Source organism: Thermomicrobium sp. 4228-Ro, assembly GCF_026241205.1.
GTDB lineage: Bacteria > Chloroflexota > Chloroflexia > Thermomicrobiales > Thermomicrobiaceae > Thermomicrobium.
This window is the reverse complement of sequence record NZ_JAPFQM010000006.1, coordinates 385,431-406,966: the sequence shown is the minus strand read 5'-3', so window position 1 is coordinate 406,966 and position 21,536 is coordinate 385,431. Positions and strand designations below refer to the sequence as shown.

Here is a 21,536-nt window from a genome sequence, read left to right as displayed (position 1 = left end):
GTTGCGACAGGCGAATGGCAGTGCACAGCGACAGCGGGTGCGTCGCCACGTCGTGTCCGTTCCGTCATCGCTGGCACGGCCGTATACGGCCCGAAACGAGAGACAGCCCGTCATGACAGCGCGGATCGCGCCTGGTTCTCCGGCTGCTCCAGCCGGTTCGCCTTCCGGATGAGCCACCAGGTCCCGAGAATGGACACGATCACGGCGACCAGAGCGATGAGGCCGCGCAGCCAGACTGGACTCCCCGGCAAGTCGGTATCCCAGACCGGTCCCCGGCGGATCCCGCGCCAGATGGCTACCGCGATCGACCAGGTGACGAGCAGCTCAGAGGCCCAGTCGAGCGCGCGGAATGACCGAAAGCGCCGGACGATCCAGAAAACATGAACTGCGATCAAGATCGACAAGCTGCCGAAGTAGGCGATCACCGAGAAGAGCGGGTACCAGCTGTCCCAAGCCATGCGTCGACCCACCTCTCGTCCAGTCTGCGTGCGACACTCACGGTGGCTCGTACCAGCAGCAGGTGCGGCAGCACGGCCGTCGACCGAACGAGGAGAGGGGCTTTCCCGGCACGGTGCACACCCGAGCCGACCTCTGTGTCCGGAAGTCCGCAGCAGGCCGTGCAACAGTCCGATGCCCTACCCCGATCGACCGCTGCCAGCCCGCCATGCCCTATCCCGCTTCGCTCGGCCACCGGCCCGCCGTTCGCCTGTTCCGTGCCGCCTTCACCTCTGTCCCCTTTTCCCGCTGGGTCTGTCAGTCGCGTCATCCTGCTCCCCGCGCAGTGCCGAGACTTCATGGCGTGTTCGCGTGCTCGTTCACGCACGCTTCATCGGTACGCCTTTCTCTCGCCTTCTTGATCGCCCAGATGACGCTGGCGAGTCCACCGACGAACCAGTATGCCGAGACCAGTGCCTCCAGCCAGTCGGGTTCTTCTGGGAGGAGTGTCGGTTCCCTTCGGACTGCAACCCAGAAACCGAAGCAGGTCAGCAGGAACGTCCAGTACACGATGTCCGCCATGGACGGTTGGGAACTGGTGCGCAGGCTGGAGACGAGCAGGCCGAGACCGAGCACACTGACGACACCGCCGATCACGCGGCGGTACCAGCGGCTCGGCCCTGACTCTCAGGGTCGTCGTCCACGTATCAGCTCGATGACGGCGATCGGCACCGCGTAGAGCAGCAGAGCCAGCCAGAGGATCCAGAAAATGCGTGCCCAGTCCATGAGTGGACCTCCCGTGCTCAGCAGCGCAGCGGGCGGAGCCGAACCAGCATGCCGGCCCTCCTTCACCTTCCCGGCTCAGCACAACACGTCGTCCAGGACCGGCCGCCCGGGCAAGAGACAGACAAACACCCAACGCCGTGAACACGACTATCCCTCTTCGCGAGCACGCCCGTCAGCGTGCGTTGTCCGCTGCTTCCTTCGCGCGCCTGTCCCGGGCTTGCTTGAGACCGCTGACGAGGTAGGCGAGCGCGACCATGAAAAGAGCGTCACGAGCGTCGCCTCTGCCCAGGGCAGTAATCCCGGTAAGAGGATGGTAAAGAGTGTCTCCTCTCTGCGGAGACTGACCCAGAGAATCCAACCCGTCCAGACGACCATGATGCTCCAGTACACGATGTCCCAGACGCGGCGGTGCCGGACCGCCGTGAGCAGGCGGATCACGATTCCGATCAGGGTGAGCGTCATGCCGAGCACGAACGCGGCGAGCACCGGACACCTCTCCGAACGAACGCGTCGCATCTGCAGGAGCCCAGCCGAGCGCCGCGCCTCCCTCACGGTCCCCACGGCGGATCTTGCCAGCAACAGTCGCACCACCAGACGCAGGCGCGGATCAGACACGCCGGGCAGGCGATGGCCAGGCAGGTCGCGCACGCGAGTCTACCGAGGAAGGTGCACGCAGCCTGACACCATTGCGAGCAACAGTCATATGCCCTACGCAGATTGACCTGACAGCAGCGGCGCTCGCTGCAGGGCCAAGACCCCGGTGGACAACCCGCCGGGCTGAACGCGCCACCGGCGACCACCGGCCAGGTCACCTGCCCACCCTCGCTGGCTGCCAGCAGCACTGCGGTTTCCCCGTCGAGCCGGTACCGGAACGCTGCCACCCGCCCGGCATCGTCCCGGTACGCGGCCACCACCTCGTCCGCTCCCGCCACCCCAGCCAGGGCCTCCACAGTGGTTACTTCTGTGCGTGACTCGTGTCTGCCCGTGTCTCATCGCTCTCGCTCGCGTTGGCGAACTGTACGGCCATGTCACGGAGTGTCGTTCGGCACGCTGCTCATTGCTCTGGGCTCCGACGAATAGGCACCGCTCCGGCCGCTGCTCTCGGAGCCCGTCGGTAACCTGTTCAAGTACCCCTCGAAGTCATCGCGCCGTCCATACGTCGGTTGCGGTGACGACCCCGCAGGAGCGTGAGCCAGGGCCAGAAGGAGACCAGCACCAAGCCCGCGAAGAGCAGCGTCATGACGGGGTCGTGCATCCATGACTGCGGGCCACGGCGGACACCGTAGGCGACCCCTGCGATCAGCAGCATGCAACTGAGCGCGCTGACGAGCCGACTACGCCAGCTGCTGGGTTCCGGGCGACCTGGTCGGTGACCAGTGAGTGTCTCAATCCCGAACAGCACGATGAAGTTACAGAGCAAAAGCAACCAGAGCACCCACGTTATCGTCCCCCATGCCATGGTGGGCGACCTCCTTCTCAGTACGTGTGTGGGACATTCTGAAACGACCATACCTGGTCCGATATCGTCCTCATGTTCCCGGCTCCGCACAGCAACAGGTGCAGGGCCAGCCAGCTCGGCACGCGCGCCAGAGGCATGCGGGGCATAGAACGAGAATACACGCAGCACAGGCGATCCACCAGCGTGACCTGCAGATCCCATAGCACCCCAAGCCGCAACACGTAAGCAACTCGAAGAGATCGAGATTGCCGCAGCAGCATGAACAAGGAATGAGAGGAGGAGAACACGTTCGTTGAGCCAGGAGCTCTCTTTCGGGGAGTGTTGACGCACGCTGTACGCCGCCGGTCGGAGTCACGGGCGCGAGCTGGGGCCGAACACCGTGCGTCACTATACGATAGTGCAGCACGATCTTCTGGCCAGCGTCATCCACGTAGTAGGCCAGTACCTGGTCATCGGGCAGTGCCAGAGCTGCCGCCCACAGCGTCCGCCCGTCGGCCAGCCGGTGCTCGGCCGCCTGCACCGCGGCAAGCTCTGCCGCACCGAGCACCGCCGGAAGGTCAGGCCCGGCCACGAACTCCGCCAGGAGTTTCTCCCTGGCTGCCGGATCGAGCACGCTCGTCTTTATCGGCTCCACCGCCCACCAGGGCCGCCCACCGTCCTGCCCCCGGGCGTGCGCCCCGCCCGGCACCGCCAGCTTGCCGCTCGCCAGGAGCCCGAGCGCGGTGCCGAGTCCAGCCAAGCGCCCGAGTACCCGCCGCCGGGTGAGCGCCGGACCCGCTCCGGCCGGCGGCGCGAGCGCCCGCAGTTCGCTCGCCAGCGCCAGCCCCCGCCGCACCCCGAGCAGCCGCACCAGCTGGAGCACGAGCCGCCGCCCGGTGTACGCCTGTAGGCGGTCACCAGCGACCGCGAGCAGCACCGGCTCCCAGGGCGCCTCCGGCCCCAGTGCCCGCTCGCGCCAGGCAGCGACCGCTGGGTCGCGCAGGCTCCGCGCTGCGAGCCGTCCACCGCCCAACGCCACGACCCGCTCGGCGATGGCGCGGCAGCGCCCGCAGGCTCCGTCGGAGGCCAGTATCCACTGCAGATGCACACCTCCTTCGCGGTGTCCGGTTCCCGCACCGGGAGTGTCGCCAGCGGTCGGGTGCAGCGACCAGTCTCCTTTGGACGACACTGCTGTCGTCCGGCGGCGCGTGCCGCGTCGGCCCGGCCCGCTCAGGGTGGGAGCAAGCCGCGCTGGCGGGCTGCCTCGACCACTGGACCCCGTCCCGCGGGGACACCGAGCTCGAGGGCGAGCCGCCGCACCCGCGCCTTGACCGTCGCCGGTGTCACTCCCATCCGGGCAGCGATCGCTGCGTAGGTGAGGTCCCACTCGGCCAGGAGCGGCAGGAGCCGCTGCTCCACCGGACTGAGCCGCGGACGCCCCACCTGCTCCCGCCACAGCGCGGCCAGCTGGGCAGCCGCTGTCGGCCCGGCGACCGGGAGCGGGCTCTGCGTCAGGAGCGCGGCCACCGCGGGCACCGCTGCCCGGTCGAGATCGACCCAGGTGAGGACGCCACGCAGGGGCAACCCCGCGTCGAGCAGCGCCGCGAGGAGCTGGGCGGGAAGTGCGTGGGCCAGGAGCACGCTCGGAGCCCGCTGGACCAGCCCTCTCAGCCCTGGGTCGAGCTGCTCGCGCAGGAGACCGGCCCCGAGGAGGACCAGGTCGGGCTGCCAGGTGACGCCGAGCTGCGCGGCGGTGGCAGGGTTGCCGGCCAGCTGGACGGCCGTGATTCCCGGGCAGCGGGCCAGCTGGGCAGCCAGGTCCTGCCAGCCGAGCGCGTCGTCCGGGACGAGCAGGATACGCGCCATGCGGCGTCCCTTCAGGACAGTCGGTCGGTCGACCGAAGGATAGCACCTGCACTGCCGATCCGGCAAACGGAATCGACCGTGTTCTGGCCGCCGATCGTTCCAGGGGCAGGAGCGGAGTGACCACGGATGGCCTGCCGCGCGGAGCGAGCGTATCGAGGAAGACGCGCAACGCGGCTCGCCAGCTCGGGGACGCCGGCGCTCGCCCCTCAGTCGCGGCCGGTCTCCAGCGCAGTCGCACGCTCGCCTGGTTCGACCGGCGGCAGTGCTCGGCTGACCCAGGCGACCGTCGCCGCCAGCGCCAGCCCGATCGCGAGGAACGGCGCGTGGAGCCCCAGCGCGGCCGCGAGCGCCGTGCCGACCAAGGGGCCCACGAAAGCTCCCAGCGACGAGGCGGTCGTCGTGAACCCGTAGACGGTCCCCCGCCGCTCTTCGGGTGTCAGGCGCGCGACCAGGGCGTTCGCGGTCGGTAGCATGCCGCCGGAAGCGATACCGAAGAGTGCCTGCAGCACGATGACCTGCCAGACCTGGGTCGTCAGGCCGAGCGGCAGGAACGTCGCCGCCGCCAGCGCGCCGCTCGCGACCAGCAACGGTCGCTGGCCGATCCGGTCGCTCAGCCGACCGAGCCCGACCGACGCGACCGCGCTGGTGACGCCGCTCACCCCCATCGCCAGCCCAGCCAGGGAGTTGACGGCTTGCGAACCGCGCGCCAGCTGCTCGACGAGGAGCGGGACGATCGGTTGCAGCGCCATGCTGGCTGCCCGCAAGGCGAACAGGCTGACGACGATCCCGAGCAGTGCTGGTGCCAGCAACAGCCGCCAGGTCTCGCTGCCCGCCGCGCGCTGGCCGGTGCGCCGGGGTGGCGGCTCGAACCGCTCTTCGACGAGGAAGAAGACGAGCAGTGCCGAGACGAGGAGGAGGCTCCCGGCCAGGGCGAAGGTCGCCCGGTAGCCGATCTGGTCGGCCAGCACCCCACCGATCAGTGGGCCGATCGCTGATCCCGAGAAGACGGCCATCTGCATCAGGCCCAGTCCGAAGCCGAGCCGCTCCTTCGGGACGGTCGAGGCGGCCAGCGTCGTCGACGCGGTGACCGTGCCGGTGAAGCCTCCCTCGATGAGCCGCAGGACGAAGAGCTGCCACGGGCTCGTGGCCAGTGCCATCAGGCCGATCGTGAGCGACCCAGCTGCCATCGCCCGCAGGACCATCAGCTTGCGGCCGTAGCGGTCGGCCAGCGCGCCCCACAGCGGCGCGGTGATCGCCATCACCGCGGCGCCCCCGGCATTGATCGCCCCGGCCCAGAGGACCTGCGATCGGAGATCGCGCGCACCGAGTTCGGCGATGAAGAACGGTAGGAAGGGTGTCCGCAGGCTGAACCCGATGATCGTCAGCGTTTGCGCGAGCCAGAGTGCCGCGAGTGTCCGCTGCCAGTTCGGGGCACCGCCTGATGCCGCGCTCCCTGCTGGCGCGCTCGTGCCTGGTCGCACTGTCTCCCGTACTCCCCTCAGCACACCCGGCAGGCTCGCTGCCGGGCTGGCCAGGGGTCAGTCTACGCCGCTTCAGTGGTGTCCGCTACCGTCCACCGGCGCCATCGCCGCGGGGTCGCTGGCTGGTGGCCGGTCGGGAAGCCTGCCGTACCGCCAGCGATAGTAGTGCTGTCCGACGTTGCCGAACTCGACGCGCCAGCCGGGTGGGTTGTCCGGCGTGTAGGTGAGGCAACGACGCTCGAAGCACTGCACGAGGACGTCTCGCTCGACTCCGCCGACCTTGGCGCGCGTCCAGTACGCCTCGGTGATCGGGAAGCCGGTGACGGCGAAGAGTGGCGAGAACAACTGGTCGGTCTGGAACGCTCCGTCCGCATAGACGGTGTCCCGGCGTTGGAGGAAGTCCCAGAACACCGAGGCGATCCGGTGCCCGGTTTCCGGTACGAGCGGACCGGCGCGCACGCCGTACTGGGCCAGGCGCTCCTCGCTCCCGATCCGTCCTGCCCGGTCGATCGTCTGCACGACTGGCTCGCCCTCGTCGAGCGGCGGTGCGGCCAGTACCGTCGCCAGGGTGGCGTAGGTCGGTCCCGTCGGGTCGTCGGGATCACCGGCGACCGGCACGGTCGCCGGCTGGAGGCGCACGAAGGTCGCGTCGCCGACCTGCATGAGGCCGGTGCTGAGTTCTTTCGCCAGGAGTCCCGACGTCACCGCCCAGGGATCGCTCGGCGGTCGGTCAGGGTCGGTGAGCTCGAGCCGCGCCTTGTCGAAGTAGGCGACCGCGCGCGTTCCGGCGCGCGTCTCCTGGTACGGCTCGCGGCCGAGCGCGAAGGCGCTGGGGCCCCACACCCACGAGCGGGTCGCCTGCCCGGCTGCCACTGGGAGGTCGGCCCGTTGCCAGGCCTGGGCGAAGCGGCGCACCACCGCGCGCTCGACCGCTCCGCTCGCCGAGAGCAGCCCGCTCCCAGCGCCCGGTTGACCGGGCGGGTCGAGCGGCTGGGCGGTTTCGCGCAGCGCCTGGCGCACCCACTCGACGCTGCTGTCCGGCGCGACCGAGCGGACCAGGGCTGCGGCCGCACTGACGATCGGTGCGGCGAACGAGGTGCCGGTGCGTGGCTGCCAGCCGGGTTCCTGGCCGTCCCAGCTGGTCGTCAGCACGTTCTCGGCCGGTGCGACGAGGTCCACGCGCGTCAAGCGCGACGTGAAGCTCGCCAGCCGCTTGCCGTCCGCCGTCGCGCCTCCGACCGCGATCACCTCCGGGTAGCTGGCCGGGAAGGTGACCGCGTCCGGCGAGTTGCCGGCTGCTGCGACCACGACGATCCCCTGCTCGTATGCTTGCTCGATCGCGTGCTCGAGCGCAGCGCTCGGTGTATCGGCACCGAGGCTCAGGTTGATGACCTGCGCTCCGCGTTCCATCGCACCGTACACGGCCTCGGCGATCAGGAAGGAGCTGGCGCCGATCTGGTCGCCGACCTTGAGCGGCAGGAGGCGCACGCCCGGTGCGCCACCGGCGATACCCTGACCGTTCACGGCCGCAGCGATGATCCCCGCCACCGCCGTCCCGTGCCCGGCCTCGTCGTCCGGATCATCGTCACGGTGCAGGTAGTCGTATCCCGGAAGCAGCTTCCCAGCCAGGTCGGGATGGGACGCTGCGACGCCGGAATCGATCACCGCCACCACGACGTCCGCGCGGCCGATCGTGTCGTCCCAGGCACGTGGGAAACCGCTGACCGTGAGCCAGCTCTGCTGCGCGACGAGCGGTTCGCTCGGCATCCACTGGTAGGTCAACTGGACAGCCGGCTCGAGGTACCGCACGCCGGGTGACTGGAGCAGCCGTGCCACCCACTCGGCCGCGCGAGCTCGGTCGGCAAAGCGCAGGCGCCACCACGTGCCGTCCGGTGCGATCGGCTCCTGGTCGGCCGGTACGCGCGCCAGGCACGCGGCATACAGTCCACTGGCGCGCTCGACCGGACATCGGAGCGGGTCGATCGCGACTGCCCAGTCGAGTGCGGACGGTGCGGCGCGTGCAGCGGGTTCTGCCCTGGTCGGCCCCGGGTTGCCGAGCGGGCTCGCTGCAACGAGGAGAAGCACGACCCACACCAGGAGCCTGGCCACCGGCGTTCGCCTGGCTCGTTCCCGCTGGCCGTTTCGTATCACGCGCTTCGTGCTCCCGAGCGAAGGCAACGCGTCGCCGCTCTCAGTGCGTACCGAAGAGCCGGTCGCCAGCATCACCCAGCCCCGGCACGATGAAGCCACGGTCGTCCAGCCGCTCGTCGAGCGCTGCCAGGTAGATGCGGACGTCCGGGTCGGCATCGAGCAAGTGCTGGACCCCGTACGGTGCACCGATGATGCCGAGGAACGAGATCGGCCCGTCGTAGGTCTGCCGCAGGAGTTGCACTGTCGCCACTGCCGAGCCGCCGGTCGCCAGCATCGGGTCGACGATCACCACGTGGCGCAGCACGTCGAAGCGGCCGGGGAGCTTCTTGTAGTAGATGGTCGAGCGCAGTGTCTCCTCGTCACGCCGCGCACCCACGAGATAGATCGGTGCTGCCGGGATGAGTTGCCGCACCGGTGCGAGCATCCCGAGCCCTGCCCGCAGGATCGCTAGTACCGCCAGCCCGGCGCGGATCGCGCCGCCATCCGCTTCCTCACCGGTCGGCGAGGGGACGCGGAACGTTTCCAGCGGTTCGGCACGCAGTGCTTCATAGAGCAAAAAGCGCGTCAGCTCGTGGAGGACGCGCTCGAACTCGGCCGGCGGCGTCCGCTCGTCCCGGGCGACCGTCAAGAGTGCCGTCACCACAGGATGGCCGAGAACGGTGAGGCGTGGTTGTCCGAGCACGTCCTCGCGCCTCGGCTGCGGCACGCCACGCATCGGTGTCGGGTGAACGAGCTGCTCAGCCATGCGATACCCCCTCGTGCCCGCTGCTCCCCATCCATCGCCAGCCTGCACCGGCTTCGTGCGCCTTGGCCCCGGCAAGTCGCCTCTTGGGGCTCGAGTATAACGCCAGCCACCGCCCGGGTGGCAGCCGGTCACTGTTCCCTGGGACGCCAGCGCCTCGACGCGCTGCCACAGCATGGGTCAGCCGTCGCTTGTCACTATCCCAGTCGCATCGTCTGCTCGGTCGCGCCGGACGCACTACGGTATCGCTCGGGCGACCACGCACTCGTTCCGCCTGGCCGGGCGGCTGGACAGCGCACCCTCCTCTCCGCTACGATCGCTGCCGAGGTTCGTGATACGAGCGAGGATCGAGGCGATGGCTGCCCGGCCGGTTGCACAGGTGCCGTCGACCGACAAGCCCGAACAGGTGGCTGATCGCGAGGAGACCGAACAGTTGCTCGCGGCCGTAGCCGAACGGGTCGACGAACTCCGCCAGCAGCGGTTCGCCGGTGAGGATCCCGTCGTTGTCCCCAAGCGCGTGCGGCGGGTGACCGATGCGCTGCGTGAGGGAGCGATCGCCGCCCTGGTCGCCGAACGGCTCGGCGCGCTCCTCCGGCTTGACCAGAAGCTGCTGGCACCGGCCGAGGATCTCGCGCGTGACGAACTGGCGAGCGCCTACCGCTTCCTCGCCGTCTGGGATCTTCGGGCGGCCGCGGATGCGCTCGAGCGGGCCGCTCGCCTGGCACGGTTCCCCGAAAACCAGCAGCGGGTAGCGCTCGGCTGGGCGCTCCACCGGCTCGTCAGCGACCTCCTTTCGCTCGTTCCCGGCGAGGACAGTGACAAGAAGAAGCAGCGGTCGCTTCCGGCTGTCCGGATCGTGCGCGACCTTCTCGTGACGCTCGACCAGATCCCGCCAGCCGAACGCGAGTTCTACGCTGCCGAAGCGGAACGGCTCGGGAATGCCTGGCGCGAGGCTGCCGAGGACGATCGTACCTGGTGCGTCTGGGCGCTCCTGCGGGCGCGTGTCGCCTTGATCCGGGGTGAAGGGACGGAGACGGTGCTCTCCTGGCTCCTCCGGCTGGCCAGCCGGGCCGGGCTCGACGCAGCGGACGACGATCCGGACGGGCTGGGTACGCTCGTGCGCCGGGCGCGGGCTGTCTTCGCGCTGCTCGCTGGTACTGTCGAGGACGAGGAGTTCCGGCAGCTGTCGAGTGCAGCCTCTCCGCGCGATCTCTTCCGCGCGCTCGTCGCTGCGCTCACGGCTGCGTGGGGCGAGGACGCGCTGGCCGCCACCCACCGCTTCGCGCTCGCGCTCTACGTGCCGGAAATGGCGCCGGCCAGGGAGGCCGCCGATGGCTGACGATACGATCCGCCCGGTGGACGACCGGACGCTCGCAGCCTGGCGTCGACTCCAGACCGCGCCCGGCCAACCCCAGTGGCTCGATGTCCCGCTTCTCGTCGAGCGGCTCGACGACGCCAGCGATCGCCGCGCGATCGTGCTGCGGGCGATGACCGAAGAGCAGCGCCCGCTCGGTCTCTGCGCTGTCTACACCAACGAGTGGTATCCCGGCTGCCCGGCGACCAACCCCTTCTCGCACTACTTCCCGGTGCTCTGGCATGTCCTCGAGGCGCGCCGGCTCCGCGGCATCACCGAACCGCTCCGTCTCCAGGTGCTCAAGGCGGTCTGGGCGGTGTTCCCGAGTGGGTTGCGGCGCGTGGTGTTGCTCAAGTTCATCGTCGCACCCGAGTACACCGTCACCGGCAGTCTCGTCGAGCAGCTCTACAACTGCCCTCTCCAGGTCTTTTTCCAGCGTTTCTTCGGGCTGCCGCGCGACTACCGTGAGCGCACCTCGCAGCCGAGCGATATCCGCGGCCGGGCGATCCATGCCGGCTACCGTCGCGCTCTCTCGACCTATCTCGTGACGGGTGACGCGCAGGGTGCAGCCGAAGCGTATCGCGATGGCGTCTGGAACGAGTGGACGCGGTCGATGCAGGTGCTGCTCTCCCTCAAGGAAACGCGGGATGGTGGCGTGCCGAAGGACGTGCGCACCTCGTTCGCTGCCGCTGGCACGATCTTGGAACAGATCACGAGCCTCGCCACGACCGGTGAGCCGGAGGTCGATCTCTACTTCGAGCGGCTCTTCTACTCCGCTACTCGGGGCCTCTCCGGTCGGGCTGATCGGGTCGAGGTGCCGCGCCAGCCGACCGCCCCAGTGCGTGTGGCCGAGGTCAAGACGCGTGCCGGGTTCGGCGAGCGTGACCCGTTCACCGGCTCGAGCTTCCCGGGAGGTCTGCAGGCGCTCGCTTACCGTGAACTCCTGCAGAGCATCGGCTTCGCTGCGGTGGATGCGGTGGTCGAGTTGGTGGAGAACGAGCGCATCAAACCCCTGCCGCTCGACCAGCACCCCATCGTCCAGCGGCTTCGCCTCGACCTCGCGCGCCGCGACGAGCGCGTCGTCGACCTCGTCGCTCAGGCCCGGAACGTCTTCTACTGCGTCGCCAGCGGCCTCTTCACTGGGTACGACCGCTACCGGCTCGATCAGACAACGGAGAACTGGCGACTCCCAGCTGTGGTCGGTCAGTTCGATCTCCTGAGCGAGTCTCCGCCCTGCACGCCTTGTCCAGCCCGAACCCGCCAGGTGTGCCGGCAGAGTCGGGACCGCCAGGGTCGCACACTCGACGGACTTTTCCGCTACGCACCGTCAGCGCTCTTCTCCTACTGGGTCTGGTTCCACCGCCAGCTCAAGGCCGAAGAGCACGCCGAGCGCGAGCGGCTCTTCCACCTCGTCCACACGTCACCGCTCGCGCTCGAGAACGAGGGGATCACGCTCGGTGACCTCCGCCTGGCCCACCAGGACGACCGCTTCGTCACGCTCGAACGTCCCGGGCGCCGGCTGGATACGCGGATCCGGGAGGAAGACACGGTGCTGGTGACTCCACAGTGGCCGGACGGTGTCCTCGCTCGGATCCCGCGCCCCGGCGAGCTCTTTTCGGTCGAAGGACGCGTGGTCGAGCTCGGCGAGTACCACATCGTGATCGAACTACGCGACCGCGTCCCGCTGGCTCCGGCCGGACACGACCCGCTCTATCGCGTCGACCAGCTCACTGGCTTCGACATGCGGGCCTGGCAGCTCGAGGGGCTGGCCGATTTCTACGTCTCCTCGCTGGCGGCAGCACCAGCGCGCGGCCGTGCGCTGCGCTGGCGAGAACTCCCCACCCTGACGCAGACGATCCTCGGCCTCCGCCCGCCCCCCGCGCCTCGTACCGATGGCCCGCTGCCCGCGTGGTTGGCCGAGGGGCTGAACGCTTCGCAGCGCTGGGCGCTCGCTGCCGCGCTCGCGCTCCAGCCCGGCGAGCTCCTACTCGTGCAGGGCCCGCCGGGCACTGGCAAGACGGCGCTCATTGCCGCCATGGTGCGTGGGCTGCTGGCTCAATCCCTCCTCGATCCGGTGCGGCCACCCGAACGGCGACCGGTGCTCGTGCTCACCAACACGCACCGGGCTGCGAACGAGGTAGTGCTCAAGATCGCCCAGTCGGCGCGCGAGGTACTCCCCTTCCTCGTCCGCGTCGGCAGCGAGCGCGAGGATATGGAAGAGACGGTCGCGCGCCAGACGCTCCCGGCGCTCGCTGGCCTCTCGGCGCGCCAGCGCCGCGACCTGCCACCGGACGACGAAGCGGCGATCGAGGAGTTGCTGGCCTGCAGCCGCCGGGCGCAGGTCGTCCGCGACCACGCGGCCGTGTTCGTCGCGACGCTCGGCTCGGCCGATGCTCCCGAACTCCGCGGCCTCACCTTCGAGACCGTCATCGTCGACGAGGCTGGCCAGGCGACCGAGCCGGCCTGTCTCCAGGCGCTGCGCCGCCTACCCTTCGGGTATCGCGGCCGTCTGGTTCTGGTCGGCGACGAGAACCAGCTGCCGCCCGTCGTGTCCACGCTCGATCCGCCCCCCTACTGGGACGATCTCCAGCGACTCGGGATCCGGCCCGGGGATACCCTGCGCACCTCGGCGTTCGAGCGCCTGCACCGGCTCTACCCGTCGGCCTGTGTCCGGCTGACCGAGCAGTACCGGATGAACGAGCCGATCTGTGCGCTGGTGAGCCGCGTCTTCTACGAAGGCGCCCTCCGTCCGGCCGACGAGCGGGTCGGCGAGCGGCGGCTCGCCCAGTGGCTGGCCGAACTCGGTGCTCCACCACCGTCCGGCCTTCTCGGCCAGAGCCCACCGGTGCTCTACCTCGACACCAGCGACGATCCGCTCGCGCGCGACAGCGGCCGGCTCTTCGCGGCCGAGGACGAGGGCCGCGCTAACGAGCGCGAGGCGGAACTCCTCGCTCAGCTCCTCGCCGAGTTTCTGCGGGGCCTTCCGGAGCACCTGCGCGGGAAGGTGGTCGAGCAGGTCGGCGTCATCTCGCCTTACCGGCGGCAGAACACCCTGCTCCGCCAGCGACTGGCTCGCGCGCACCCAGCCTTGGGCGCGGTGCGGGTCGATACCGTCGACCGCTTCCAGGGCGGCGAGCGCGAGATCGTTCTCGTGAGCCTCGTCAACAGCAACGAGGATGGCACGATCGGCTCGCTGCATGCCGACTGGCGGCGCCTCAACGTCGCGCTCAGCCGAGCCCGTTCGCTCCTCGTCCTCGTCGGGGATCGGCACACGTTCACGGCACCAGCCAAGAACGACAGCGAAAAGGAGGCCCGCGAGCGGTTCCAGCGTCTCTTCGCGGAGATCGAGGAGCTCGCGACCCAGGGGCAGGCCCGTATCGTGCCGACGCGTGACCTGTACCGCGTGGAGGCGAGCGATGGGCGCTGACGCGCTCGTCCTCGATCCGGAGGAACTGGCCCGGCGACTCGCCGCGCTCGGCCAGGGTGCAGTACTCTGCGTGCACCAGGCGGAGCTCGGGGAGCCCGCTGCGATCCCCGGTGGTGTCCTGCTCGTCCTCGGTGCGATCGGACTCCTCGCGCCCCTCGCCCAGCGTATCCCGTCCTGTGTCGAGCACGACTGCGCGCTCGTCGCGCGGTGCCAGTACGTCGCGGACTTCGCGCGTGAGGAGCGATCGCGGAGCGAGCGACCGAAAAGTGGTCGGAAATTCCGGGTCACCGAGGCGACGTTCGCCTTTGTGGAAGACCCGTCGCTCCTCGCTACCCTGCTAGTGCAGCATCCGGTCGCCCGCTGGCTGGCCGAGCGGTTCGCCGAACGCGCGGCATGGACGCCGTTCGCGTTGGCCGAGGCTTGGCTGGCTGCCGCCCAGGAGGCGGCCGCGCGGCCGCGGCGTTCGGCGGGCGGTGCTGCGGAGGCGACGCCGGACTTCGACGGGTCGCGGCGTGAGCTGGCTGGCTGCATCGCGCTCCTCGTCGGCCTCGGTCACCTCGCCTGGCAGCGCGAGGGGCTCCTGCTCCGCCTCGCCCGGCCGTGGTGGTGAACGGGCCTCGTCGCTATGGAATCGCGTCCGGTCGATCTAGGCGAGCCCACCTACTTGCCCCACCGATCGGTGTCCTGCTGACCAGATCGGCATGACTTTTCGGGATGGCTGACACCTTCGGTTGTCGATTCTCGATCGTTCGGTTATCCTCGGTTGCTTGGTGCGCGTTGTTGGGGAGGATGGGGAAAGGAAGCGCGGTGATGCAGAAGAAACAACGCGTGACACGGCGAGAGATGCTCCGTTTCGCCGCTGGTGGTGCCGTCGCGGTAGCGACGAGCGGGCTCCTTCTGGCTTGTGGCGGTGGCAGCCGGGAGACTCCTGTGCCGAGCGGTGCGACCCCGGCGAGTTCCCCGGTGGCGCAGGGCTCACCAGCGGGTGCCGGGAAGACGACCATCGTCGTCGGACTCCAGGCTGAGCCAGTGACCCTCGATCCGCACCAGGTGACCGACTACAACACGGGTCGTGCCGTCGATCCCATGTTCGAGCGTCTCGTGCGCTTCAAGGACGAGAGTACCGAACTGGAACCCGGACTCGCGGAGAGGTGGGATATCAGTGACGATGGCTTGACCTACCGGTTCTCGCTCCGCCAGGGTGTGACGTTCCACGACGGAACACCGTTCGATGCCGACGCGGTCGCCTTCAGCATCCTCCGGCAGATCGATCCGAACCACCCCTATCACGATACTGGCGAGTTCGCCTATGCAGAGTTCACTTTTGGGAAGGTGCAGTCGGTCAAAGCTGTCGACCCGCAGACGGTCGAGATCGTGTTGAAAGAGCCCTATGCGCCGTTCTTGTCCAATGTCGCGATCCACGCAGCGTCGATCGTCAGCCCGGCTGCCGTGCAGAAGTACGGTCGTGACTTCTCGAAGAACCCGGTCGGTACTGGCCCCTTCCGTTTCGTCGAGTGGAAGCCCGGAGTCGAGGTCATCCTGGAGCGTAACCCCAACTGGTGGGGTGGGCAACCGCAGGTCGAGCGCTTGATCTTCCGCCCGATCATCGAGGATCGGGCTCGTCTCACCGAGTTCGAGGCAGGTTCGATCGACTTCATCGTGAACATCCCACCTGATGACTTGCCGCGCCTCAAGCAGTCGCCGGACGTGACGGTACTCGAGCAGCCGGGCATGCACGTCTGGTACGTCGTCTTCAACTGCCGTCGCGAACCGTTCAACAAAAAGGAAGTGCGGCAGGCTGTCAACTATGCGATCAATAAAGAGGCAATCGTCAACGAACTCCTCAAGGGCACCGGTGTCCTGGCCAAGGGGCCACTTCCGCCGGTTGTCTGGGGTTACACCGATGACGTGCTCGAGTACCGCTACGATCCGGCCAAAGCGAAGGAACTCCTGGCCCAAGCGGGATACCCGAACGGATTCAAGGTGACCTTCTGGGTTCCAGAGTCCGGATCCGGGATGCAGCAACCCAAAGCGATGGGCGCTGCGATCCAAGCTGATCTCCGCGCAGTTGGTATCGAGGCGGAGATCCAGACGTTCGAGTGGGGGACGTATCTCGACAAGGTGCTGGGCAATCCGGACGAGCTTCCCGAGATGTTCGAGATGTCCTGGATCGGCGACAACGGCGATCCTGACAACTTCCTCTTTATTCTCTTGAGCGGTGATGCCTGGCCGCCGAACGGCTTCAACATGGGCTATTACAAGAACGAGCAGGTCGACGAGCTCCTGCGGCAGGCACAGCGTCTCAACGATCGCGCCGAGCGCGAGCAGTTGTATCAGCAAGCGCTCAAACTTCTGGTTGAGGATGCTCCGTGGGCGTGGATCGACCACGAGACGCAGATCGTGGCGATGAAGAAGTTCATCCAGGGCTTCAAACTGCATCCGACCGGCGTGTTCCGGTTCCAGAACGTGACTCTGGCCAGCAGCTGACGTGGGGATGACCGACGCTGTGCCGGTTCTGTGCAGGCTTCATCGAACAACTCGGAGTGGGGCGGGCCGGCGCTCAGCCGCGCTCACCCCGAGCCGATCCGCGTGAAAGGGCGAAGGCGGCATGGTCGCGTTTCTGATCCGTCGCATCCTCGGGCTCGTCCTGGTCTGGCTGGGTGTGACGATCTTGGTTTTCTCCATCATGCATCTCGCTCCGGGTGACCCCGCCCTGATCATTCTCGGGCCGAAGGCGACGGCGGAATCGCTGGCTCGCCTCCGTCATGAACTGGGACTCGACCGACCGCTGCCGGTCCAGTACCTGCGCTGGCTCGGAAACGTCCTGCAAGGCGACTTCGGACGATCCCTCCAGCTCAAGCGGGACGTCTCCGAGTTGCTCTGGACGCGTTTTCGGGCCACCGCTCTGCTCGCGACAGCAGCGACCGTGATCGCTGTCGCGATCGGCTTGACCGCTGGTGTCGTCTCGGCGACCCGGCAATACAGTGTCTGGGATCGCGCGGCGATGCTCTTGGCCTTGCTCGGTTTCTGCCTTCCCGTCTTCTGGCTCGGTTTGATCCTGCAGATTGGACTGGCCTATCGGCTGCCGCTCTTCCCGGTCTCTGGGATGAATGCGCCGGGCCAGTCCGGGTTCCTCGATACGCTCCATCATCTCGTCCTTCCGGCAGTCACGCTGGGTATCGGCCCCGCTGCCGTGATCGCCCGGATGACCCGCTCGAGCGTGCTCGAGGTCATCCGACAGGACTTCGTTCGGACGGCCCGCGCCAAGGGACTGGCCGAGCGTGTCGTGATCCTTCGGCATGTCCTCCGCAATGCGCTCATCCCGGTCCTGACCATCGTCGGCCTCCAGGTCGGCTACCTCTTCGGTGGCGCGGTGCTCGTCGAGATGGTCTTCTCGTGGCCCGGCCTCGGGCTTCTCATGGTCAACGGCATCCTGGCGCGCGACTTTCCGGTTGTCCAGGGTGCGGTGCTGGTCGTCGCGACGACGTACGTGCTCGTCAATCTTCTGGTCGACGTGCTGTACACGGTTGTGGATCCGCGTGTCCGGACCTGAAAGCGTGGAACGATGGAGGCAGTACGGCAGTTCCCACTCACGAGGAGTCGACGGTCTTCCCAGAGTGCGTGGCGACGGTTCCTCCAGGATCGCTGGGCAGTCGCAGCGCTTCTGTTCCTCGCGGTTCTCGCGATCATGACCGTTGTCGGCCCGACGCTTGCACCCTACGATCCACTCCAGACGAGCCTCGGTATGCGACTCAAGCCACCTGGTACCCCAGGCCATCCCCTCGGCACTGACGAGCTCGGTCGTGACGTGCTGAGCCGGCTCCTGTACGGCGCGCGCCCCTCCATCGGTGTCGGTTTCGCAGCTGTCGGTGTCGCTATGCTCATTGGTGTGCCGATCGGGTTGCTCGCTGGCTACTTCGGTGGGCTGTTCGATACGATCGTCTCCCGTATCGTCGACGTGCTGCTCGCTTTCCCCTACGTGCTCCTCGCCATTGCGGTCGTCGCTGCGCTCGGCCCAGGCCTCTTCAATGCGATGTTGGCGGTCGGGATCGCCGGCGTGCCCTACTATGTCCGCATCGTCCGAGCGAGTGCGCTCGCGCTCCGTGACCAGGAATTCATCCAGGCGAGTCGTGCGCTCGGTGCTGGCCACGGACGCATTCTGTTCCGCCACGTCTTGCCGAATGCCTTGTCACCGTTGATCGTGGCAGCGACACTCGACGTGGGCTGGATGATCACGGCGGCTGCCGGTCTGAGCTTCCTGGGGCTCGGTGCGCAGCCTCCGCAGCCGGAGTGGGGCGTCATGCTGAGCGACGGGCGACAATATGTCGGTGTCGCTCCCCATCTCGCGTTGGTGCCCGGTTTCGCTATCTTCAGCGTCGTCCTCGCCCTGAACCTGGTCGGCGATGGCTTGCGGGATGCGCTCGACCCGCGGCTACGCGGTGTGACGGCGCGGGAATGAGAAAGGAGCGGAGACGATGCAGCCCTCGACCTTTTCGATCGTCGCGGTCGATCTGGCGACCGGTGAACTGGGAGTCGCGGTCGCCTCCAAGTTCCTCGCCGTCGGTGCCGTCGTCCCCTGGGCGCGTGCCGGCGTCGGCGCCGTCGCCACCCAGTCCTATGCGAACGTCTCCTACGGGCCGACCGGCCTCGAGCTCATGGCAGCTGGCTATTCGGCTGGCGAGACGCTCGCTCGTCTTCTCGCCGACGACCCGGAACGCGAGTTGCGCCAGGTCGGCATCGTCGATGCGCGCGGTGGCACGGCGACCTTCACCGGGAGTGCCTGTCACGCGTGGGCTGGTGGCCGCACGGGGCCGGGATACGCTGTCCAGGGGAACATCCTCACTGGCCCGGAGGTCGTCGACGCGATGGTTCGTGCCTTCGAGATGACCGAGGGCCCACTGGCAGCGCGTCTTCTGGCAGCGCTGGCGGCTGGCGACGCAGCGGGCGGAGACCGGCGTGGGAAACAATCCGCTGCGCTCCTCGTCGTCAAGGAGCGCGGTGGCTACGGCGGCTACACCGATCGCTTCATCGACCTCCGGGTCGACGATCACCCCGAGCCGGTCGCTGAACTCCAGCGTCTGTACGGAATCTGGCGCCTCTATTTCGAGAAGCCGAAGCCAGAAGACCGCCTCCCGCTCGAAGGTGCCGTGCTCGTCGAGCTCCAGGAGCTCATGCGCACTCTCGGCTACTACCAGGGGCCAGCGCACGGCCAGTGGGACGAGGCGACGCGCCGCGCGTATACCACACTCATCGGCAACGAGAACTTCGAGGAGCGGATCCCGCTCGATGCCGACTGGATCGACCGGGCTGTCCTCGAGTACCTGCGCGACCTCGCTCGCCGGCGGCAGGGGTGAGCGGTTCGGGCTGACGGCCTGGTTGCCCCTTCGCCTCTCGTCTCCGCTGGGAGTACCGGTGTCTCACCACAGGCCGCGCCGCCGCACGTACCAGATGCCCAGCGCGAGCAGGGCCAAGAGCGCGCCGACGAAGACGAACCAGCCCCAGCGGCTCTCGGAACCGGGGTCCCGACGAAGTTGACCCCCCACAGCCCGATCACGATCGAGACGACGCCGAAGAGGCTGGCGAGCACGGTGAGGCGACGGATACCGATCTCGGTACGGGCCTCGCGCCGGAGCCGGTAGGCCTCGATCGCCCCGTCGATGGAGTCGCACACGGCCGTGGCCGTCTCGACCGCCTCTCGCTGGTTGGTGATCACGTCCTCGAGCATCGGTGCTTCGGCGGGAAAGTGACGTGCCAGGCGGCGGAGCACTTCCTGTTGGGCTACTCCCAGGCGCCGTACCGCCAGGAGATCGCGGCGCAGGATGATGAGGCGCTCCAGCGTGACCAGGCTCTGGAGCTCGTCGTCGGGGTCGAGCTGCTCCTCCAGCTCCTCGGCCAGCTCGGCGCTCCGCAGCGTCACGGCCAGGTGCTCGTCCACCAGTGCGTCGATCGCCAGCGCGGCCAGCCGCGGCCCGCTCGCTTCTGGGTCGTGCAGTGCGTCGCGGAGGCGGTTTTCGATGGAGTCGATCGGTGCGCGATGGGTCGTGAGGAGGTAACGCTCGCGGATCAGGAAGCCGACCGGACTCGCGTGGAGGCGTGGCTCGTCTCCTTCCTCGAGCCGGAGCGCGAAGAGGATGACGATGGCACCACCGTCCGGCAGCAGGTCGAGTTTCGGCATTCGCGCTGGCTGAAGGAGATGCTCGATGTTCAACGAGCCGAGCGAGAACTCATCGTGGAGGAGCGATACCGCCGTCGTGTCCGGCGAAGCGATATCGATCCACCGAATGGTCGTCTGCGCGAGATCCCGGGGAAGCTCGCTGACCGCTTGCCCACCCGCCGTCCAGGCCCGGACAGTGAGCCGGTGCGGCTCGAGGATGCGCGCTTCGTCCTCACCCGTCAGCCGCCACGTCCCAGGTGCCTGCCGCCGCTTCGTCAGCCGGAGCCGGGGCAGCCTCAGGAAGCTCCGTGCCGGTACGGAACGCGCTCGGTCTGCTGTCTCGACTGCTCCCATGACGCGCCCACTCCTCGGTACGTACCGAGCCCGTCCTCGCGCTCAGCATACGCCAGGTTCACGAGCGGGAGGACAGGCGGCGGTTCGGAGACGAGCCGCGATGGCTTCTCACCCGGGACGACGGTGGTGCTGGGGGCTTGACACCGGCAGGAAGTGGTTCTAACATCCTAACCATACAGGGTCGTAGGGATCGGACATCGACGAGCGAGGGTGCGCGTGGCCGGCTGGTTCGACCCGTCCAATGGGGTTCCCAAGTATCGCCAGCTCCAGCATGTGCTCGAGGAGATGATCGTGGGGCTGCGACCCGGCGAACCGATCCCGCCGGAGCGGGAACTGGAGCAGCGGTTCGGCGTAAGTCGCGTCACCGTGCGCCAAGCATTGCATCAGCTCGTCCTGGCCGGCCGCCTCGAGCGTGTGCAAGGAAAGGGTACCTTCGTCGCCCGGCCGAAACTCGAGCAGGTCCTCGCGTTGACGTCCTTTTCCGAGGAGATGATCCAGCGCGGGATGCGTCCGGGGAGTCGCATGCTCGGCGTGCGCACTGTCGCGGCTCCGGCGGACCTGGCCGGCCTCCTCGACTGTGCGGTCGGGCAACCGCTCATCGAGCTGCGCCGTCTGCGGCTCGCGGATGACGAGCCCATGGCCTTGGAGACGGTGTACCTGTCTGCTGAACGCTTTCCAGCGTTGCTCGAAGCCGATCTGACCGATCGGTCGCTCTATGCCTGGCTCGGCGAGCGATACGGAGTCGAGCTTGCGCACGCACGGCAGACGATCGAGGCGACGGTGCTGGGTCCGGAGGAAGCCCGCTTGCTGGAGGTTCCGGTAGGGACGCCAGCCTTTCGGCTCGAGCGCGTGACCTACGATCGCCGTGATCGACCCGTCGAGTTCGTCCGGAGCCTCTATCGCGGCGATCGGTACAAGTTGTACGCCCGCCTCGAACGACCCCGGTTCGGTGTCGAGAGGGTGGACCAGCGGTGATCGAGCGTCTCGAGTCTCCTGCATCGTGGGAGCAGCTCGTGCGGAGCTTGGTGCGCCGTTCTGTCGTGTCGCACGCGCTTCGAGTGATCCGCCGGATCGCGCGCGCCAATGTCCTGCGCCGCTCGCTCAAGGCCGTCCTGACCGTCTGGATCGTCGTGACGGCCACCTTCTTTCTCGTGCGTCTCATGCCCGGTAGCCCGGTCGAAGTCTATATCCATACGCTCATCTCGCAGTACGGCTTCACCTACGACGAGGCAGCCAACCAGGCGGCAGCTCTCTTCGCGTTCGATCCCGATCAGCCGCTGGTGCTCCAGTACCTGGACTACATGCGCTCACTCGTTCGCGGAGACCTCGGGTAGTCGCTCGTCTCTCC

Annotated in this window: 19 protein-coding genes and 1 pseudogene; 9 read left to right on the top strand and 11 right to left on the bottom strand. The window is 68.1% G+C overall.

All coding sequences use genetic code 11. The features are described from left to right. Positions 1–110: 110 nt before the first annotated feature. The 10 genes from OO015_RS11445 to upp all read right to left on the bottom strand — a co-directional run bounded on the left by OO015_RS11445 (position 111) and on the right by upp (position 8,902). Positions 111–458 carry a hypothetical protein gene (locus OO015_RS11445; protein ID WP_265941397.1) on the bottom strand — a complete coding sequence of 116 codons (348 nt, stop codon included), beginning with the start codon at positions 456–458 and terminating at the stop codon, positions 111–113. Between the two features lie 334 nt (positions 459–792). Continuing rightward, positions 793–1,092 (bottom strand): hypothetical protein, encoded by a 300-nt coding sequence (locus tag OO015_RS11440; protein ID WP_265941396.1) that lies wholly within the window; start codon positions 1,090–1,092, stop codon positions 793–795. A gap of 276 nt (positions 1,093–1,368) precedes the next feature. Beyond that, complete coding sequence (locus OO015_RS11435) at positions 1,369–1,707, bottom strand: hypothetical protein (RefSeq protein ID WP_265941395.1); 339 nt, start codon at positions 1,705–1,707, stop codon at positions 1,369–1,371. A gap of 62 nt (positions 1,708–1,769) precedes the next feature. Further along, positions 1,770–2,153 (bottom strand): hypothetical protein, encoded by a 384-nt coding sequence (locus tag OO015_RS11430; RefSeq protein WP_265941394.1) that lies wholly within the window; start codon positions 2,151–2,153, stop codon positions 1,770–1,772. 191 nt (positions 2,154–2,344) lie between these two features. Continuing rightward, on the bottom strand, positions 2,345–2,680 hold the full coding sequence (locus OO015_RS11425; protein WP_265941393.1) for a hypothetical protein: 336 nt from the start codon (positions 2,678–2,680) through the stop codon (positions 2,345–2,347). Positions 2,681–2,750: 70 nt separating this feature from the next. Then, positions 2,751–3,767, bottom strand: a complete 1,017-nt coding sequence (locus tag OO015_RS11420; RefSeq protein WP_265941392.1) for a Tat (twin-arginine translocation) pathway signal sequence domain-containing protein — start codon at positions 3,765–3,767, stop codon at positions 2,751–2,753. A 122-nt stretch (positions 3,768–3,889) separates the two neighbouring features. After that, positions 3,890–4,525, bottom strand: a complete 636-nt coding sequence (locus OO015_RS11415; RefSeq protein WP_265941391.1) for a DNA-binding response regulator — start codon at positions 4,523–4,525, stop codon at positions 3,890–3,892. Positions 4,526–4,731: 206 nt separating this feature from the next. Next, positions 4,732–6,006 (bottom strand): MFS transporter, encoded by a 1,275-nt coding sequence (locus tag OO015_RS11410; RefSeq protein WP_265941390.1) that lies wholly within the window; start codon positions 6,004–6,006, stop codon positions 4,732–4,734. Between the two features lie 72 nt (positions 6,007–6,078). Continuing rightward, a complete protein-coding gene (locus tag OO015_RS11405; RefSeq protein ID WP_265941389.1) occupies positions 6,079–8,157 on the bottom strand; it encodes a S8 family peptidase in 2,079 nt (692 codons plus the stop codon). A gap of 40 nt (positions 8,158–8,197) precedes the next feature. Then, positions 8,198–8,902, bottom strand: coding sequence for a uracil phosphoribosyltransferase (gene upp, locus OO015_RS11400; protein ID WP_265941388.1), 705 nt, complete (start codon positions 8,900–8,902; stop codon positions 8,198–8,200). Between the two features lie 352 nt (positions 8,903–9,254). Between upp and OO015_RS11395 the strand changes: the two genes are divergently transcribed. The 7 genes from OO015_RS11395 (at position 9,255) to OO015_RS11365 (ending at position 19,034) form a co-directional block, all read left to right on the top strand. Then, positions 9,255–10,238: a hypothetical protein gene (locus tag OO015_RS11395; RefSeq protein WP_265941387.1), complete on the top strand. Its 984-nt coding sequence runs from the start codon at positions 9,255–9,257 to the stop codon at positions 10,236–10,238. After that, positions 10,231–13,680, top strand: a complete 3,450-nt coding sequence (locus OO015_RS11390) for an AAA domain-containing protein (protein ID WP_265941386.1) — start codon at positions 10,231–10,233, stop codon at positions 13,678–13,680. The genes OO015_RS11395 and OO015_RS11390 overlap by 8 nt, the downstream gene beginning before the upstream one ends. Then, positions 13,670–14,290 carry a hypothetical protein gene (locus OO015_RS11385; protein WP_265941385.1) on the top strand — a complete coding sequence of 207 codons (621 nt, stop codon included), beginning with the start codon at positions 13,670–13,672 and terminating at the stop codon, positions 14,288–14,290. The genes OO015_RS11390 and OO015_RS11385 overlap by 11 nt, the downstream gene beginning before the upstream one ends. A 200-nt stretch (positions 14,291–14,490) precedes the next feature. Then, positions 14,491–16,167: an ABC transporter substrate-binding protein gene (locus tag OO015_RS11380; protein WP_265941384.1), complete on the top strand. Its 1,677-nt coding sequence runs from the start codon at positions 14,491–14,493 to the stop codon at positions 16,165–16,167. A gap of 121 nt (positions 16,168–16,288) precedes the next feature. Continuing rightward, entirely contained in the window at positions 16,289–17,233 is a 945-nt protein-coding gene (locus OO015_RS11375) for an ABC transporter permease (RefSeq protein ID WP_265941383.1), read from the top strand. Between the two features lie 12 nt (positions 17,234–17,245). Further along, complete coding sequence (locus tag OO015_RS11370) at positions 17,246–18,139, top strand: ABC transporter permease (RefSeq protein ID WP_265941382.1); 894 nt, start codon at positions 17,246–17,248, stop codon at positions 18,137–18,139. A 16-nt stretch (positions 18,140–18,155) separates the two neighbouring features. Continuing rightward, a complete protein-coding gene (locus OO015_RS11365) occupies positions 18,156–19,034 on the top strand; it encodes a DUF1028 domain-containing protein (protein ID WP_265941381.1) in 879 nt (292 codons plus the stop codon). Between the two features lie 173 nt (positions 19,035–19,207). Here OO015_RS11365 and OO015_RS11360 read toward each other — a convergent pair. Next, positions 19,208–20,188 (bottom strand): annotated as a pseudogene (locus OO015_RS11360) (magnesium transporter CorA family protein); the annotation flags it as partial. A 216-nt stretch (positions 20,189–20,404) separates the two neighbouring features. Here OO015_RS11360 and OO015_RS11355 point away from each other — a divergent pair. Both OO015_RS11355 and OO015_RS11350 read left to right on the top strand, forming a co-directional pair. Then, positions 20,405–21,163: a GntR family transcriptional regulator gene (locus OO015_RS11355; RefSeq protein WP_265941380.1), complete on the top strand. Its 759-nt coding sequence runs from the start codon at positions 20,405–20,407 to the stop codon at positions 21,161–21,163. Then, positions 21,160–21,522 (top strand): hypothetical protein, encoded by a 363-nt coding sequence (locus tag OO015_RS11350; protein WP_265941379.1) that lies wholly within the window; start codon positions 21,160–21,162, stop codon positions 21,520–21,522. Before OO015_RS11355 ends, OO015_RS11350 begins: the two co-directional genes overlap by 4 nt. Positions 21,523–21,536 lie beyond the last annotated feature (14 nt).

Bases quoted from the DNA above. Each gene is read 5' to 3' on its own strand.
- OO015_RS11445 (WP_265941397.1), bottom strand. From the start codon at position 458: ATGGCTTGGGACAGCTGGTACCCGCTCTTCTCGGTGATCGCCTACTTC.
- OO015_RS11425 (WP_265941393.1), bottom strand. From the start codon at position 2,680: ATGGCATGGGGGACGATAACGTGGGTGCTCTGGTTGCTTTTGCTCTGT.
- OO015_RS11415 (WP_265941391.1), bottom strand. From the start codon at position 4,525: ATGGCGCGTATCCTGCTCGTCCCGGACGACGCGCTCGGCTGGCAGGAC.
- upp (WP_265941388.1), bottom strand. From the start codon at position 8,902: ATGGCTGAGCAGCTCGTTCACCCGACACCGATGCGTGGCGTGCCGCAG.
- OO015_RS11395 (WP_265941387.1), top strand. From the start codon at position 9,255: ATGGCTGCCCGGCCGGTTGCACAGGTGCCGTCGACCGACAAGCCCGAA.
- OO015_RS11390 (WP_265941386.1), top strand. From the start codon at position 10,231: ATGGCTGACGATACGATCCGCCCGGTGGACGACCGGACGCTCGCAGCC.
- OO015_RS11385 (WP_265941385.1), top strand. From the start codon at position 13,670: ATGGGCGCTGACGCGCTCGTCCTCGATCCGGAGGAACTGGCCCGGCGA.
- OO015_RS11380 (WP_265941384.1), top strand. From the start codon at position 14,491: ATGCAGAAGAAACAACGCGTGACACGGCGAGAGATGCTCCGTTTCGCC.
- OO015_RS11375 (WP_265941383.1), top strand. From the start codon at position 16,289: ATGGTCGCGTTTCTGATCCGTCGCATCCTCGGGCTCGTCCTGGTCTGG.
- OO015_RS11370 (WP_265941382.1), top strand. From the start codon at position 17,246: ATGGAGGCAGTACGGCAGTTCCCACTCACGAGGAGTCGACGGTCTTCC.
- OO015_RS11365 (WP_265941381.1), top strand. From the start codon at position 18,156: ATGCAGCCCTCGACCTTTTCGATCGTCGCGGTCGATCTGGCGACCGGT.